The 15,556-nt window shown below is 71.6% G+C and carries 16 protein-coding genes; 8 read left to right on the forward strand and 8 right to left on the reverse strand.

From position 1 onward, the window contains the following. Window position 1 precedes the first annotated feature (1 nt). A complete protein-coding gene (locus AB0J78_RS27345; protein ID WP_363793852.1) occupies window positions 2-1,435 on the forward strand; it encodes a DUF4173 domain-containing protein in 1,434 nt (477 codons plus the stop codon). A 67-nt stretch (window positions 1,436-1,502) separates the two neighbouring features. Here AB0J78_RS27345 and AB0J78_RS27350 read toward each other — a convergent pair whose 3' ends face one another. Continuing rightward, window positions 1,503-1,757 (reverse strand): SHOCT domain-containing protein, encoded by a 255-nt coding sequence (locus tag AB0J78_RS27350; protein WP_363793854.1) that lies wholly within the window; start codon window positions 1,755-1,757, stop codon window positions 1,503-1,505. Window positions 1,758-2,040: 283 nt separating this feature from the next. On the opposite strand from AB0J78_RS27350, the gene AB0J78_RS27355 reads away from it, so the two are divergent. After that, window positions 2,041-2,940 carry an acyl-CoA desaturase gene (locus AB0J78_RS27355; protein ID WP_363793885.1) on the forward strand — a complete coding sequence of 300 codons (900 nt, stop codon included), beginning with the start codon at window positions 2,041-2,043 and terminating at the stop codon, window positions 2,938-2,940. Here AB0J78_RS27355 and AB0J78_RS27360 read toward each other — a convergent pair whose 3' ends face one another. The 5 genes from AB0J78_RS27360 to AB0J78_RS27380 form a co-directional block, all read right to left on the reverse strand. Continuing rightward, window positions 2,941-3,291 (reverse strand): TraR/DksA C4-type zinc finger protein, encoded by a 351-nt coding sequence (locus tag AB0J78_RS27360; protein ID WP_363793856.1) that lies wholly within the window; start codon window positions 3,289-3,291, stop codon window positions 2,941-2,943. Window positions 3,292-3,317: 26 nt separating this feature from the next. Further along, on the reverse strand, window positions 3,318-4,319 hold the full coding sequence (locus AB0J78_RS27365; protein WP_363793858.1) for a TerC family protein: 1,002 nt from the start codon (window positions 4,317-4,319) through the stop codon (window positions 3,318-3,320). 275 nt (window positions 4,320-4,594) lie between these two features. Beyond that, the gene (locus AB0J78_RS27370) at window positions 4,595-5,206 is read right to left on the reverse strand and encodes a class I SAM-dependent methyltransferase (RefSeq protein WP_363793859.1); all 612 of its coding nucleotides are present in this window, start codon (window positions 5,204-5,206) and stop codon (window positions 4,595-4,597) included. A gap of 5 nt (window positions 5,207-5,211) precedes the next feature. Beyond that, entirely contained in the window at window positions 5,212-5,859 is a 648-nt protein-coding gene (locus AB0J78_RS27375) for a DUF2064 domain-containing protein (RefSeq protein WP_363793861.1), read from the reverse strand. Further along, on the reverse strand, window positions 5,856-6,515 hold the full coding sequence (locus tag AB0J78_RS27380) for a glycosyltransferase family 2 protein (protein ID WP_363793863.1): 660 nt from the start codon (window positions 6,513-6,515) through the stop codon (window positions 5,856-5,858). Before AB0J78_RS27380 ends, AB0J78_RS27375 begins: the two co-directional genes overlap by 4 nt. Before the next feature lie 135 nt (window positions 6,516-6,650). Between AB0J78_RS27380 and AB0J78_RS27385 the strand changes: the two genes are divergently transcribed. The 3 genes from AB0J78_RS27385 to AB0J78_RS27395 are packed head-to-tail and all read left to right on the forward strand — an operon-like array spanning window position 6,651 to window position 9,912. Continuing rightward, window positions 6,651-8,174: a hypothetical protein gene (locus AB0J78_RS27385; RefSeq protein WP_363793865.1), complete on the forward strand. Its 1,524-nt coding sequence runs from the start codon at window positions 6,651-6,653 to the stop codon at window positions 8,172-8,174. Between the two features lie 5 nt (window positions 8,175-8,179). Next, window positions 8,180-8,878 (forward strand): response regulator transcription factor, encoded by a 699-nt coding sequence (locus AB0J78_RS27390; RefSeq protein ID WP_363793887.1) that lies wholly within the window; start codon window positions 8,180-8,182, stop codon window positions 8,876-8,878. Next, window positions 8,878-9,912 carry a HAMP domain-containing sensor histidine kinase gene (locus AB0J78_RS27395; protein ID WP_363793867.1) on the forward strand — a complete coding sequence of 345 codons (1,035 nt, stop codon included), beginning with the start codon at window positions 8,878-8,880 and terminating at the stop codon, window positions 9,910-9,912. The genes AB0J78_RS27390 and AB0J78_RS27395 overlap by 1 nt, the downstream gene beginning before the upstream one ends. Window positions 9,913-9,977: 65 nt before the next feature. On the opposite strand, the gene AB0J78_RS27400 is transcribed toward AB0J78_RS27395, so the two are convergent. Further along, window positions 9,978-11,018, reverse strand: coding sequence for an NAD-dependent epimerase/dehydratase family protein (locus tag AB0J78_RS27400; RefSeq protein WP_363793869.1), 1,041 nt, complete (start codon window positions 11,016-11,018; stop codon window positions 9,978-9,980). 136 nt (window positions 11,019-11,154) lie between these two features. Here AB0J78_RS27400 and AB0J78_RS27405 point away from each other — a divergent pair, with 136 nt between their 5' ends. From AB0J78_RS27405 to AB0J78_RS27415, 3 genes are all read left to right on the forward strand, one after another. Beyond that, window positions 11,155-12,657 carry a molybdopterin-dependent oxidoreductase gene (locus AB0J78_RS27405; RefSeq protein WP_363793871.1) on the forward strand — a complete coding sequence of 501 codons (1,503 nt, stop codon included), beginning with the start codon at window positions 11,155-11,157 and terminating at the stop codon, window positions 12,655-12,657. Window positions 12,658-12,734: 77 nt separating this feature from the next. Next, window positions 12,735-13,607: a MoxR family ATPase gene (locus tag AB0J78_RS27410; RefSeq protein WP_363793873.1), complete on the forward strand. Its 873-nt coding sequence runs from the start codon at window positions 12,735-12,737 to the stop codon at window positions 13,605-13,607. Then, entirely contained in the window at window positions 13,604-14,950 is a 1,347-nt protein-coding gene (locus AB0J78_RS27415; RefSeq protein WP_363793875.1) for a VWA domain-containing protein, read from the forward strand. The genes AB0J78_RS27410 and AB0J78_RS27415 overlap by 4 nt, the downstream gene beginning before the upstream one ends. A gap of 47 nt (window positions 14,951-14,997) precedes the next feature. On the opposite strand, the gene AB0J78_RS27420 is transcribed toward AB0J78_RS27415, so the two are convergent. Beyond that, the coding region (locus AB0J78_RS27420) for a transposase (protein ID WP_363793877.1) at window positions 14,998-15,556 on the reverse strand (559 nt) is incomplete at its 5' end.

Here is a 15,556-nt window from a genome sequence, read left to right on the forward strand (position 1 = left end):
CATGTCCGACCCCATCGCTCCCTCACCGGTCGTTCCGCAGTACCCGGTCCCGCCACCACCGCTGTTCGACTCCTTCTGGCCCCGGCCGGAGACCGGCGCGCCCCGAGCCTTGCTCGCAGCGCTGATCAGCGGCGTCGCCGCGGCGGTGTTCCTCCCGTTGGAAAGTCCCGGAATCGGGTGGACGCTGTTCGGGCTGTGCGCGGCGGCGGCACTGCTGTTCGCCGTGCGCGAGGTCCGGATCGGGCAGGTGCTGTGGGCGGCCACCGGCCTGCTGCTGCTGGCGGTGTGCGCCCTGCGCAGCGCCGAGTGGCTGGCCGCGCTGTGCGTGCTCACCTCCGCCGTCGCCGCGGCGCTGGCGATCACCCGCGCACGGGCGGTGCGGGAGCTGGTGCTGATGACCGTGGCGGTGCCGATCGCCGCGTGCCGGGCGCTGCCGTGGACCGCGCGAGGCATGCGCGGCCGGGTGCGCGGCAGCCGGGCGCTGCGGATGAGCCTCTCCGCGCTGGTCGCGCTGCTGTTGCTGCTGATCTTCGGCGCGCTGTTCGCCGGCGCCGACGAGAACTTCGCGCGGATCGCCGACGCGGTCGTGCCCGAACTGGACTTCGAGACGTTCTTCCGCGCGACGTTCGTGTTCGGGCCCTTCACCCTGCTAGCCCTGGGCGCCGCCTTCACCGCGCTGCGCCCTCCGACGCTCGACGCTCCCACCGGTGAGCGGCGCACGCTGCGCGGACCGGAGTGGGCGGTGCCGATCGGCGTGCTGGTGGCGCTGTTCGCGCTGTTCATCGTCGTGCAGGCGGCGTCGCTGTTCGGCGGTCCGGCGCACGTGCGCGACAGCGCCGGGCTGACGTTCTCCTCCTACGCCCGCAACGGGTTCTGGCAGCTGACGCTGGTGACGATCCTGACCCTGCCGGTGATCGGGGCCGCCGCGCGCTGGGCGCCGAGGCGCACGCGGATCGAGCGGAACCTGCTGCGCGGCCTGGCGGGAGCGCTGGCGGTGCTGACACTGGTGATCGTCGGCTCGGCGCTGGCGCGGATGTGGTCCTACCAGGAGGCCTACGGCTACACGGTGCTGCGGCTGCTGGTGATGACCTGCGAGATCTGGCTCGGCGTGGTCTACGCGATGATCATCGCGGCCGGCGTGCGGCTGCGCGCGCACTGGTTGCCCACGGCGGTGCTGGGCACGGCGATGGGCGCGCTGCTCGTGCTGGCCGGTCTCAACCCCGAGGGCGCGGTCGCCGAGGCCAACGTCTCCCGCTTCGAGCAGACCGGCAAGATCGACCCCGAGTACCTGGCGGAGCTGTCGGCCGACGCGCTGCCCGCCATCGAGCGGCTTCCGGCCGACATCAGGGGCCCGGTGGTGCTGGACATCAACGCCAACGCAGGTGAGGTGTCCTGGCGCTCCTGGAACCTCACCGACCAGCTCAACAGCCCCTGAGCCCGATCGCGCGTCGCACGAGGGCGGGGTGCGCGACTCCTCGCGAGGCCGCGCACCCCGGTCGGGCTCAGCGCAGTTCGCCGAGGCGTTCCCGGTACTCCTCACCGCTGAGCTCGCCTCGTGCGTAGCGCTCGGCCAGGATCGTCCGCGCGCTCTCGGTCGCCGAAGGCCGCCGCGTCCTGCGCAGGATCGCGTAGATCGCGGTGACGATCAGCGAGGCGATCAGCACCATCCACACCAGGCCGAAGATCCAGAACGGACCTCCGCCGTGCCCTCCGGGTCCGCCCCCGGGCCCCCACTGCATCAGTAGTTCGGTCACCATCGCTGCTCACCTTCCTCGTCGGTGATTCCCAGCATCGGCGCCGACGGCGATCCGGGCGTCCGACCAGGAGCGACACCCGTGCTACCGTCCGCGACGTAGGCCGGGTCCAGCGGTGTGCGCAGACCGCGCACGCGTCCCGGAATCGTTGGCCGTTCACTCTCGGTTGCCACCCCGTTTCTTGCGATCACCAGAGCATTCGGGGTTTGGTGGTCGAGGCGGGAAATCCCCGCAACTACGCGAGGAGCTCGAGTTGGACGCAGCTGAGATCGCCGGCCCCAAGCCCATGTTCGCCGGACGCAGGCCGTGGGGTCCGCAACTGTCGGTGTACGTGTTCATCCTCGGCCCGTTCCTCGCCCTGGTGGCCGCCGTGCCACTGGCGTGGGGCTGGGGCTTGAACTGGTGGGACGTGGCGCTGGCCGCGGGCTGGTACGTGCTGACCATCCTCGGGGTGACGGTCGGCTACCACCGGTACTTCACCCACGGGGCCTTCCGCGCGAAGCGGTGGCTGCGCATCACCCTCGCCGTGGTGGCGAGCATGGCCGTGCAGGGACCGATCATGCACTGGGTCTCCGACCATCGCAGGCACCACGCCTTCGCCGATCGCGAGGGCGACCCGCACTCCCCCTGGGCCTTCGGCACCTCGCCCGCCGCACTGGTGCGCGGGTTCTGGCACGCCCACATGGGCTGGGTGTTCGAGCGCGACCTGACCAACCAGGAGCGCTTCGTCCCGGACCTGCTGGCCGACGCCGACATGCGGCTGGTGCACAAGCTGTTCGCTCCGCTCACGGTCGCGACGTTCCTGCTGCCGGGCCTGATGGGCTGGTTGATCACCGGTACCGTCTGGGGCGCGTTGACCGCGTTCTTCTGGGCCGGGCTGGTCCGGGTGGCGTTCCTGCACCACGTGACGTGGTCGGTGAACTCGATCTGCCACCTGGTGGGCGAACGGCCGTTCAAGAGCCGGGACAAGGCCGCGAACTTCTGGCCGCTGGCGATCCTGAGCATGGGTGAGTCGTGGCACAACCTGCACCACGCGGACCCGACCTGCGCGCGCCACGGAGTCCAGCGCGGTCAGATCGACATCTCGGCCAGGGTCATCTGGCTGTTCGAGAAGGCCGGCTGGGTCCACCACGTCCGCTGGCCCACCCCGACCCGCCTCTCCCGGCTGGCCGTCGGAGAGGACTGATCAGCGCCGGGCCGAGGTGCAGCGGATGCAGAGCTTGGCCGCGGGCAGGGCTTCGAGGCGTTCCTTGGTGATGCGCTTGCCGCAGCGCTGGCACTGCCCGTAGGTGCCGTCCTCGACGCGCCTGACGGCCTCGTCGAGCGCTTCGAGCTCGGCCTTGGCGTCGGTCAGCAGGCCTTGGGTCTGGGCCCGCTCGTAGGCGATGGTGACGCCTTCGGGGTCGTGCTCGTCGTCGTTGGTGGTCCAGGTCGCCGACTCGACGATGGACGTGAGGTGCCGCTGCAGCGACTCGATGCGGTGCTGCACCTCGGTCCGTTGGTCGGCCAGGAGCCTCTCCGGCGATTTGCGCGCCATGCCCGGTCAACGCTGTGCGGCGGGCTTTATTCCGATTCGGCGCCGCTGGTCACCGGTTCGGGTGCCGGTTCCGGCCGCTTGGTGCGGGAGCGGGCGAGGCTGGCGACCGTGGTGATGGCCAGGGTGAGCACGATGAAGCCGAGCGAGGCGGCGATGCCGATGTCGGGGACCGCGAAGTGGATCTCCTCGACGTGCGATCCGTGCAGCGCCTCGATGATCAGCTTGAGGCCGATGAAGCCGAGGATGACCGCCAGTCCGTAGCTGAGGTAGATCAGCCGGTCGAGCAGCCCGCCGATGACGAAGTAGAGCTGGCGCAGCCCCATCAGCGCGAAGGCGTTCGCGGTGAAGATGATGAAGCCGTCCTTGGTGAGCCCGAAGATGGCCGGCATCGAGTCCAGCGCGAAGATCACGTTCGCCAGCCCGAGCGCGGCCACGACCAGCAACAACGGCGTGAACATCCGCTTGCCGTCGACGCGGGTGACCATCTTGCCGCCGTCGTAGGTGTCGGTCGTGGGCACGAACCGCTGCAGCGCGCGGATCATGCCGCTGCCCTCGTCGTCGGGCTCGTCGCCACCGGCGTCGCGGGCGACCTTGATCGCGGTGTAGATCAGGAACGCGCCGAAGAGGTAGAACACCCAGTTGAACGCGGCGAGCACCGAGACGCCCGCGGCGATGCACGCGGCGCGCAGCACCAGGGAGATCAGGATGCCGATGTAGAGCACCCGGTGCTGGTGCTCGCGGGGCACCGCGAAGCGCGACATGATGATCACGAAGACGAACAGGTTGTCCACCGACAGGCTGTACTCGGTGACGTACCCCGCGAAGAACTCCGCGCCGCTGGTGGAACCGGCGAAGGCGAACAGCAGTCCGCCGAAGATCGCCGCGAGCGCGACGTAGAAGGCGACCCACAAGCCGGCCTCCTTGACTCCGACGGCGTGCGGCCGCCGCCCCACCACGAGCAGGTCCGCCGCGATCAGGCCCAGCAGCGCGACCAGCGTCACCGCCCACACCCACACCGGGAAGTTCATCCGCGTCCCCTCACACCGCTCGCTGCGCGCCCTGCCCCGTGCCCGGGGCGAGTGGATGCAGAATACTGTATGGAAAAACGGATCCCCGGCGATCAGCGGGACGATTCCGAGCAATTCGGACGAAAAATCATGCCTTTCGGTTCGAAATCACATCCGGGCGAGGTCGTTTGGGCCCCTACGTCCGATTCATCCCCGCCGATGCCCTTTTTCCGATCGTCCACACTGGACCCATTTTCCCACGCGGAGCGAAATGCTCTTGCTCCGGTCGCCACGAGTCAAGGCGTGGCGACCAGCGCCGCGAACCAGCGGCGGTCGACCTCGACCACCCGCGCGCTGAACCCGATGGCCAGCGCGGCGATGGCGTCGGCACCGACCCGCGCCCAGCGGAAGGTCCGGCCGCGCCCTCCGGCGTCGACGACGCGCCCGGTACCGCGCCAGACCCCGGTTCTGGGCGGCTCGACCTCCACCCACGCCACTCCCCAGGGCCGCAGCAGGCCGCGCACCCGCGCCAGCAGCGCGGTGGGATCGCCACCGATGCCGATGTTGCCGTCGACCAGCAACGCCTCGCGCCAGCTGCCGTCGCCCGGCAGCGGGCCGAACACGTCGCGGCGCAGCGCCATCGCACCGCGGGCGAGGGTCATCTCGACCGCCAGCGGTGAGCTGTCGATGCCCAGGCACATCACTCCGCTGCCGGTGAGCGCGCCGGCGAGCCTCCCGGGACCGCAGCCGATGTCGAGCACCGGACCGCGGCAGGCCGCGAGGACGTGGCGGTCAGCGGTGTCGGGCGGGGAGATCCAGCGGTGCCCGGGCAGCGGCCGGGCACGACCGTCGCTGGTCTCCAGGGTGCTGGTGCCGCCGCGCAGGGCCGCGTCGAACTCGCCGCTCACCCCGGTCACCCGGCCAGCGCCGCGGCGAAGCGGGTGCGCGGGATCCCCGCGGCGACGGTGTGGGCGTCGCCCATCGTGTCCACGTCGACGAGCTCCGGCAGCCCCTCGACCCGCAGTCCGGCGTTGCGCAGCGCGTTGAGGGTGCGGCGCCCGGTGTCGGGGCGCGAGGTGGGGATGTCGGCGAGCAGTCCCGCGAGCCGGGGATCGCGGAAGCCGATGGCCCACCAACCCCCGTCGGCGGCCGGGCCGTAGACGGCGTCGGCACCGACCAGCCGTCGGCAGGCGTCGTCGAGCAGCTCCGCGGTGACCTGCGGGGTGTCCATCCCGATCTGCAGCACCGGCAGTCCAGGGTGGGCGGCGGCGGTGTCGGCGTGGGCGGCGGCCAGTCGCCGCGGGAAGTCCTCGCCGCGCTGGCCCAGCAGCGTGCCGCGCGCGAATCGCTCGCGCAGTTCGGTGGCGCGGGCGGCGCCGTCGAGGCCACCGGCGAGCGCGACGACCGGGCGCGCTCCCGGGGTGGAGTGGACGGCGTCGAGGGTGTCGAGCAGGCTGGCGGCGGCGAGCTCGGCGGCCTGCTCGGGCGTGGCGGGCGGGCACAGCCGGGTCTTGGCCATCCCGGGGACGGGGGCCTTGGCGACGACGAGCAGCGCGGTCATCGCAGCACCCGCGCCATGTCGCGAGTCGCGCGCAGCGTGCCGCGCACCGAACCGGAGACCTTCGAGCGGGTCCCGGCGGTGCGGGGCCGGTACTCGACGTCCGCTTCGACGATCCGCCAGCCCGCTCGTCCCGCCTTGAGCAGCAGCTCCAGCGGGTAGCCGAAGGCGCGGTCGGTGACGTCGAGCCGCAGCAGATCAGCGCGCCGGGCGGCGCGGATCGGCGCGATGTCGTGGACCGGCACGCCTTGCCTGCGCAGCAGGGCGGCGATGAGCGCGTTGCCCGCGCGGGCGTGCGCGGGCCATGCCGCGGGCGTGGCCGGGACCCGCCGCCCCACCGCCAGGTCCGCACCGGCGCGCACCTGCGCGACCAGATCCGGCAGCACCGCCGGGTCCAGGGAACCGTCGCAGTCGGCGAAGCACACGATCTCGGTGACCGCGGCTTCCAGTCCGGTGTGCACGGCGGCTCCGTAACCGCGGCGGGGCTCGGAGACCACCGTCGCCCCGTGGGCGGCGGCGATGTCCGGGGATCCGTCCCGAGATCCGTTGTCCACCACCAGCGCCCGGTAGCCGTCGGGCAGGGCCGCGAGCACTCCGGGCAGGGCGGCGGCTTCGTCCAGGCAGGGCAGCACCACGTCGACTTCGTTCACGACATCCATGCAAGCGCACAGTGGACGGAGCCGAAAAGGTCTGCGACGCTTACCGAATCCTTACGCCGGGCGAATTCTTACGAGGTTCTGACGGATGTCTCCTGCGCGTTGGCCGACGGCGCGTCCGCGACTACCTTCGCGGCGGTGCCCACCCCGTCCCGCCGCGCGCAGCTGATCGCGCTCGCCACCGCTGCTCTGGTCATCGCCGCCACGGCGATCGCCGGTGTCGCGCTCAACCGCGCCGGTGTTCCGCTCCACGCCGACGCAGCCCCGCTGTTCGGCTTCCTCAACCCCCACCTCGGCCCCGGAACGCCACTGGCGATCGCACTGGCGATCGCCGTGGTCGCGTGGGGACCGCCGCTGGCCGCCCGGCTGCCGTGGCGCGGGCTGCTGGCCGCAGGCTACGCGGCGGCCCTGACGTGGACGGCCTCGCTGGCGCTGGTGGACGGGTGGCACGCGGGTTTCACCGAACGGCTGACCGACTGGACCGAGTACCTCCACGACGTGCCCCGGGTGCACGACATCCCCGCGATGATCGGCGAGTTCACCCAGCACGTCCTCGCGGGGCAGCCCCACTCCTGGACGGTGCACGTCTCAGGTCACCCGCCGGGTGCGCTGCTGGTCTACACGTGGCTGGACCGGCTCGGGCTCGGCGGCGGAACCTGGGCGTCGGTGGTGACGGTGCTGGTGGGCGCCCTGGCCGCGGTCGCGGTACCGGTGACGGTCAGAGCGCTGCACGACGAGCGGGCGGCCCGCGCGGTGGTCCCGTTCGTGGTGCTGTTCCCCGGCGCCGTGTGGATGGGCGTCTCGGCCGACGGCCTGTTCACCGGTGTCACCACGACCGGCATCGCCCTGCTGGCGCTGCGCCGAGCGCTTCCGGCCCTGCTCGGCGGGGTGCTGCTCGGGTTCACGTTGTTCCTCAGCTACGGCCTCACCCTCGTGGCCGTTATCGCGCTCGCCGTCGTGCTGGTCAACCGCTCCTGGCGATCGCTGCTGATCGCCGCCTTCGGGGCGTCGATCGTCGTCGCCGCCTTCGCCGCGGCCGGGTTCTGGTGGCTCGACGGCTACCACCTGGTGGTCCAGCGCTACCACCAGGGCGATTTCGCTCAACGGCCCTACGCTTACTGGGTGTTCGGCAACCTCGGAGCCCTGCTCCTCTCAGCCGGCCCATTCACCGCAGCCGCCCTCGCCCTGGCGACCTCCTCACCCGCCACCACAGCCACAACACCGAGAACTCCGGTAATCAGGAACCCGAAAACCGCAGCAATCAGGATCCGGGGTGCGGGGGCGTTCAGGACGACACGGAAAACCGCAGTAATCGGGTCACGGAAAACTGCGGTAATCGGGTCGGCTTCCGCGGTGGGTGCGGGGGCGTCGAGAACCGGGGGACGGCGAAGTCCTGGGATCAGGAACGTGGTCAGTCGTTCGGTCGCCGCCGTGCCACGCGTCGACGCGGTGCGGGGGCTGGTCCTGGCCGCCGGGCTGGCGGTGCTGGCAGCGGATCTGTCCGGGTTGAGCAAGGCCGAGGTCGAGCGGATCTGGTTGCCCTTCGGCGTGTGGTTCGCTGTGGGTGCTGCGCTGCTGCCCGCCGGTTCCCGGCGCTGGTGGCTGGGCGCGCAGGCGGTGACCGCGCTGGCGGTCAACCACGTGATCGCGACGAGCTGGTGATGGGGATGCGGGAACAGGCCGGACGGGTGCTGGTCGTCGATGACGACCACGCGGTGCGCGACGTCGTCCGCCGCTACCTGGAGCGCGCCGGCTACCAGGTCGACCTCGCAGGCGACGGCGAGACGGCGCTGCGCAGCAACGCCGAGCGCAGGCCGGACCTGATCGTGCTGGACCTGATGCTGCCGGGCATCGGCGGCCTGGAGGTGTGCCGCAGGGTGCGCGAGCGCGGGCCGGTCCCGGTGGTGATGCTGACCGCGCTCGGCGAGGAGTCCGACCGGGTCGCCGGTCTGGAGCTGGGCGCCGACGACTACGTGGTCAAGCCCTTCAGCCCGCGGGAGCTGGTGCTGCGGGTGACGTCGGTGCTGCGCCGCGCCACCCACGCCCCGCCCGCCGCGCAGGAGTCCGTCGTGGACGGCGCCCTGGTGCTCGATCCGGAGGCCCGCCGCTGCGCGCTCGACGGCGTCGAGCTGTCGCTGACCACTCGCGAGTTCGACCTGCTGGCCTACCTGATGCGCAACCCGCGCAGGGCCTTCACGCGCGCCGAACTGCTGGAGTCGGTGTGGGGCTGGAACTTCGGCGACCAGTCCACCGTGACCGTCCACATGAGACGACTGCGGGAGAAGATCGAGCCGCGACCCGACCGACCTCACCGGATCAGCACCGTGTGGGGCGTCGGCTACCGCTACGACCCCGAGGCGGGCTGATGGACCTGCTGACCGAGCTCACCCACGTCGCGCCCTACGCGATCGGCCTGTCCCTGCCGGTGGCGCTGATCGGGGCCGGGCTGCTCTACCTGCTCCGGCACCGCTCGCTGGCGACCGCGCTCACGGTGCTGGTGCTGGTGCCGCTGGTGGCCACCATGGCGGGCGTCCTCGGCATCGCCGGGTTCATGTTCGGCCCGCTGCTGACCACCGTCGTCGTCATCTGCACCGCCGTCGGGGTGATCACCGTGCCGGTGGCGGTGGTGCTGGGACGCAACATCGCGCGCCGGAGCGTGTGGGAGCGCGAGGCCCGCGCCCGCGAACGCGCCGCGGAGGCATCCCGCCGCGAGCTGGTGGCCTGGATCAGCCACGACCTGCGGACTCCGCTGGCGGGGATCCGCGCGATGGCCGAGGCGCTGGCCGACGGCGTGGTGGACGAGCGCGACGAGATCTGCTCCTACGCGAGCCGGATCCAGGGCGAGACCGAACGGCTGTCGCGGATGGTCGACGACCTGTTCGAGCTCTCCCGGATCACCGCGGGCGCGCTGCACCTGGAGTTCTCCGCCGTGCCGCTGCACGACGTGGTCAACGAGGCCGTCGCCGCCGAGCACCCGCGCGCGCAGCGGCGCGGCGTGCGGCTGGCCACCGAGACCGAGCAGTGGCCGGTGGTCTCCGGCAGCGATTCCGAACTGGCGCGCGTGGTGCGCAACCTGCTGTCCAACGCCATCCGGCACACCCCGCCGCGCGGGTCGGTGGTGCTCACCGCGGGCCGGGAAGGTCGCCAGGCGTGGCTGCGGGTCGACGACGGGTGCGGCGGGATCGATGCGGCCCAGCTGGAGCGGGTCTTCGAGGTGGCCTACCGGGGTGATCACGCGCGAGGGGACAACGAGCGGGAACCGGCCGGGGCCGGGCTCGGGCTGGCGATCGCGCGCGGCCTGGTGCAGGCCCACCACGGCGAGATCCACGCCCGCAACCACGGCCCCGGTTGCCGGTTCGAGGTGCGGCTACCGCTGGCCGACGGCGTCGCGAACCGTTGAGGGCGTCACCTCGCTCAGCGGTGCAAGCTGAGTCCCACACCTGAAACAGCGGGCACACCGACCCGTTAGACGGCTCGCAGCGGAGCCTCGGCGAACTCCCGCACCCCGTCGGCGAACTCCACCGCCGCGTGGAACCCGAGCACCCGCCGGGCCTTGGCCGGATCGGCGACGACGTGCCGGACGTCGTTGGGCCGGGCCCCGCCCACCACCTCCGGAGCCGGACCGCCGCAGGCCAGCGACAACGACTCGGCGAGCTCTCCGATGGTGTGCGGCTGGCCGGAGCAGATGTTGACCGCGTCCAGCTCCCCCGGCGGGCCGGAACTCTCCAGCGCGGCGAGGTTGGCGGCGGCGACGTCGCGGACGTGCACGAAGTCCCGACGCTGCCGACCGTCCTCCAGCACCGTCGGCGCCAGTCCGCGGTGCAGCGCGGAGCGGAACAACGAGGCGACCCCTGCGTACGGGGTGCCGTTGGGCATCAAGGGACCGTAGACGTTGTGGTAGCGCAGCGCCCGCACCTCGCCGCCGGTCTGGCGGGCCCAGGCCGCCGCCAGGTGCTCCTGCGCGAGCTTGGTCGCCGCGTAGGTGCTGCGCGGGTCGAGCACGGCGTCCTCGGGCACCTCCTCGGGTTCCAGGGGTTCGCCGCAGTGCGGGCACGGCGGTTCGAACTGACCGGCCTCGACGTCCTCGGCACGTCGCTGACCGGGACGGACCAGACCGTGTTCGGCGCAGCGATAGCGGCCTTCCCCGTAGACCACCATCGAGGAGGCCAGCACCAGCCGCCGCACCCCGGTCTCGTGCATCGCGGCCAGGAGCACCGCGGTGCCGAGGTCGTTGTGGGCGGCGTAGTCGGGCATGTCGGAGGGGTCGACGCCGTGGCCGACCATCGCGGCCTGGTGGCAGACCGCGTCCACCCCGCGCAGCAGTTCGCGCACCAGCTCGCCGTCGCGCACGTCTCCGCGCACCAGCGGGTGCCCGGTCTCGGGAGGGACGCCGTGGGCCTGGGGCAGCAGCGCGTCGAGCGCGATGATCTCGTGGCCGCGGGCGGTGAGGGTGTCGGCGATGGCCGAGCCGATGAACCCGGCGGCGCCGGTCAGCAGAATTCGCACGCCCAGACGCTAGGACGGCAGCGGCCGCGACGCCTCCGATCGAGCCGCGATGTCATCTTTCCACAAGAACTTTCGGCTCTCTTACGCACGAGCCCGAACTCTGGCGACGACCGGTGAACCGGGCTCGAATGGAGGCATGACTTCGCTCTCCCGTGGCCGTGCGGCCACGATCGGACTGCTCGCGGCCGGCTCCGCGCTGGCCGCCGGGCACCTGGTCGCCGGTCTCGGCGATCCGCGCACCTCTCCCCCGGTGGTCGTCGGAGGCGCCTTCATCGACCTGGTGCCGCCGGGCGTGAAGGAGTTCGCGGTGGCGGTGTTCGGCACCGCCGACAAGCTCGCGCTGATCATCGGCATGGCGTTGGTCATCGCCGCGCTCGCGGTGGCCGCGGGACTGTCCTCGCGACGCGCGGTGCTGCCCGGCGCACTGGTGATCGGCGCGTTCGGGCTGGTCGGTGTGGTGGCGGCGCTGACTCGCCCCGAGGGCGGGGTGCTGCCCTCGCTGGTTGCGGTGGCCGTCGGAGTGGGCGTGTTCGCCTTGCTGCACCGCGCCGGGCGGGCGCCGGTGGCCACCGAGATCGACCGGCGGCGGTTCCTGGCGACCTCCGGTCTGGTCGTGGTCGGCGCCGGGCTGGCCGGCGTCGGAGGGAGTGCGCTGTCGAAGGGTTCGGGGGTGACGGCCTCGCGAGAGGCCGTGGCGGGCCGGTTGCCGAAGGTGGCGCCGCCCCCGATCCCGGCGGGTGCGGACTTCGTCGCCGAGGGCACGCCGACGTTCCTGACCACCAACCGCGACTTCTACCGGATCGACACCGCCCTGGTCGTGCCGCAGCTGCGCGCCGAGACCTGGCGGCTTCGGCTGCACGGCATGGTCGAACGCGAGCTGGACCTCTCGTTCACCGACCTGATCAACCGGCGGCTGGAATCGCGCACCATCACCCTCGCGTGCGTGTCCAACGAGGTCGGCGGCAACCTGATCTCCACGGCCAACTTCGTCGGCGTTCCGGTGCGAGACCTGCTGCTGGAGGCCGGAGTCCGGCCGGGTGGTCAGCAGCTGCTGACCACCAGCACCGACGGCTACAGCGCGGGCACCCCTGTCGACGTGCTGCTGGAACCCGACCGGGGCGCGCTGCTGGCCTTCGAGATGAACGGCGAACCGCTTCCGGCCAAGCACGGGTTCCCGGTGCGCATGGTCGTGCCCGGTCTCTACGGCTACGTCTCGGCCACCAAGTGGCTGGTCGACGCCGAGGTCACCACCTTCGACCGGCGTGCCTACTGGCAGCAGCGCGGCTGGGCCCAGCTGGGGCCGATCAAGACCCAGTCGCGCATCGACCGCCCGCAGCGGGCAGCGCAGGTCCCGGCCGGTCGGGTGACGGTCGCGGGGATCGCGTGGGCGCAGCACACCGGCATCGACGCCGTGCAGGTCCGAGTCGACGGCGGCCCCTGGCAGTTCGCCGAGCTGGCCACCGAGGTCGGCCGCGACACCTGGCGCATGTGGCGGGCCGCGCTCGACCTCTCAACGGGAGAGCACGTCGTGCAGTGCCGCGCCATCGACCGCACCGGCGCACCGCAGACCGAAGCGCGTCAGGGCGTCCTCCCCGACGGCGCGACGGGCTTGCACGAAACCACTTTCCGCTGCGCGTGACCGGCATCACTTCCGTTGGACACGAGCGCGCGCGCTGAGCAACCGTTCGGTATGGAACTCGGCGAGGGGAGCGTGCGGTGACCGACGGGCGAACGGGCATCTTCGAGTCGGTCGACGACGTCGTCGAGAAGCTGGCCGAGACCGGCTACCTGGCCTCCACCGCCGTGGCCACGACGGTGTTCCTCGCCGACAAGCTCGGCAAGCCGCTGCTCGTCGAAGGTCCGGCAGGCGTCGGCAAGACCGAGCTGGCCAAGGCCGTCGCCGCCGTCGCCGAAGCGCGGCTGGTGCGGCTGCAGTGCTACGAGGGCATCGACGAGGCGCGGGCGCTCTACGAGTGGAACCACGCCAAGCAGCTGCTGCGCATCACCGCGGGCCGCGACGAGACCTGGGACGAGGCCCGCACCGACATCTTCAGCGAGGAGTTCCTGCTGTCCAGGCCGCTGCTGACGGCGATCAGCGGGGACGAGCCGACGGTGCTGCTCATCGACGAGACCGACAAGGCCGACGTCGAGGTCGAAGGGCTGCTGCTGGAGGTGCTCAGCGACTTCCAGGTCACCGTTCCCGAGCTCGGCACGATCAGCGGGTCGCAGCGGCCGTTCGTGGTGCTGACCTCCAACGCCACCCGCGAGCTGTCCGAAGCGCTGCGCCGCCGCTGCCTGTTCCTGCACATCGACTTCCCCGACGCCGAGCTGGAGCAGCGCATCGTGCGGCTCAAGGTGCCGGGTCTCGACGAGGCGCTGGCCGGATCGCTCGTGGAGGTGGTGGGGGCGCTGCGCGGGATGCAGCTGCGCAAGTCGCCGTCGGTGGCCGAGACGATCGACTGGGCCCGAACCCTGCTCGCGCTCGGCGCGGACACCCTCGACGAGGACGTGGTGCGCGACAGCCTCGGGGTGATCCTCAAGCACCAGGACGACGTCCGCCGCGCCACCGAGAAGCTGGTCGTGCCATGACGTTGCAGGCCCGCCTGGTCGGCTTCGCCGGGGCGTTGCGCGAGCAGGGCGTGCGCATCGGTCCGGGCGAAACCGTCGACGCCGCAGCTGCTTTGGAAGTCCTCGGGATGGCGGATCGGGAACGCCTGCGGGAAGGGCTGGCCGCGGCCCTGCTGCGCGCCGACGGGCAGCGCAAGGTCTTCGACGCCGCGTTCGACCTCTACTTCCCCGCCGGGGTGGGAGCGCCCGAAAGCGCCCGCAACGGCGACGAGTCCGATCTCGAACAGCGGTTGGTGCACGCCCTGGCAGGCGATGACTCGGGCCCGCTGGGGCAGCTGGCCGGGGAGGCCGTGGACGCGCTCGGGCAGTTCGGCGGCGGCGACGGCCCGCAGGGCTGGTCGGCGCACCAGACGCTGGAACGCCTGCAACCGCAGACGCTGCTGGCCCGAGTGCTCGCGGCGATGCGCGGTGAGGCCGAGGAGGACTTCACCGATCGGCTCGACCGCGACGAGATCCGCCGCCGCATCGACACCTTCCGCGAGCGCGTCCGCACCGAGGCGCGCCGCCGCTCCGCGGAGATGCGCGGTGCCGACCACGTCGCCAAGCACGCCATCGCACCGAGCGCCGACCAGGTCGACTTCCTCAACGCCGGACGGGACCAGCTCGCCGACCTCCGCCGTGCCGTGCAGCCGCTGGCGCGCAAGCTCGCCACGCGCATGGCCGCCCGGCGCCGCCGCGCCGCCAGGGGAAGCATCGACCTGCGCCGCACGCTGCGTCGATCGCTGTCCACCGGTGGCGTCCCGCTGCGCCCGGCCTACGCCCACCACCGTCCGGCCCGCCCCGAGATCGTGCTGCTGTGCGACGTGTCGGGCTCGGTCGCCGGGTTCGCCAACTTCACGATGCTGCTGGTCCAAGCCCTGCACGACCAGTTCAGCAAGGTCCGGGTCTTCGCCTTCGTCAACCGCACCGACGAGGTCACCCGCATGATCGAACCGGGCGCGGCCGATCCCGTCGAGCTGGGGCGCAGCATCCTCTCCGAGGCCGCGGTCACCGGCTGGCACGACAGCAGCGACTACGGCAACGCGCTGGCCGAGTTCACCGACGAGTACCTGGACGCGGTGGGGCCGCGCACGTCGGTCTTGGTCCTCGGCGACGCCAGGACGAACGGCTGGAACCCCAACCTCGAAGCCCTGCACACCATCAAGCAGCGAGCACGCCACGTGTTCTGGCTCAACCCCGAACCGGAGCTGCGCTGGTCGACGGGTGATTCAGCGGCTCGCGACTACGCCCGGATCGCCGAGATGCACGAGTGCCGCAACACCAGGCGCCTGACCCACCTGGTCTCCACCCTCCTGCCCGTCTGACCCCCCCGGGGGGGCGCGACATCACTAGATGAATGATTCCTTGATCTTTAGTGGTCGAAGGCTGTGAATGATCGTTTGCTGGTGGTGCCGGTGGTCCAGTTGTGCCAGATCCCGGTGGTGAGGGCCAGCAAGCGTTGAGCGACGCGGGTGAACACCCCAGCGGGTGTGCGTCCGCCGTGTCGTTCGAGGTCAAGCTGTCCTTTGAGGGTCTGGTTGACCGACTCGATCCACTGGCGGACGCCGCCGAGGTTGCCGTTGGTGTGGGTCTCGTCCTTGCGGTCCGGGCGCAGCAACCTCAGCCCCATCGCCTCGGTGAGGTGTTTGAACTCCTTGCCCGCGAAGCCTTTGTCTGCGAGCAGGATCTGACCTTGGCGGATCAGGTGGTGGTTGTGGTCCAGCAAGGCGGCGAGTACCTCGCGTTCCCCGATTTTGGGGTGGGCCAGGCACCACATGACCGGCACTCCATCACCGGCACAGACCAGGTACAGCTTCAGCCCCCAGTAGAACCGGGAATGTGAGGCGCAGTAGCCGTACCCGGCGTGCCCGGCCAGATCGGAGCGTTTGACCGTCTCCCGGGAGGCTCCGCAGGGCACAGGGGTTGCGTCA

The sequence above is a fragment of the Saccharopolyspora sp. NPDC049426 genome (genome assembly GCF_040676935.1).
Lineage (GTDB): Bacteria > Actinomycetota > Actinomycetes > Mycobacteriales > Pseudonocardiaceae > Saccharopolyspora.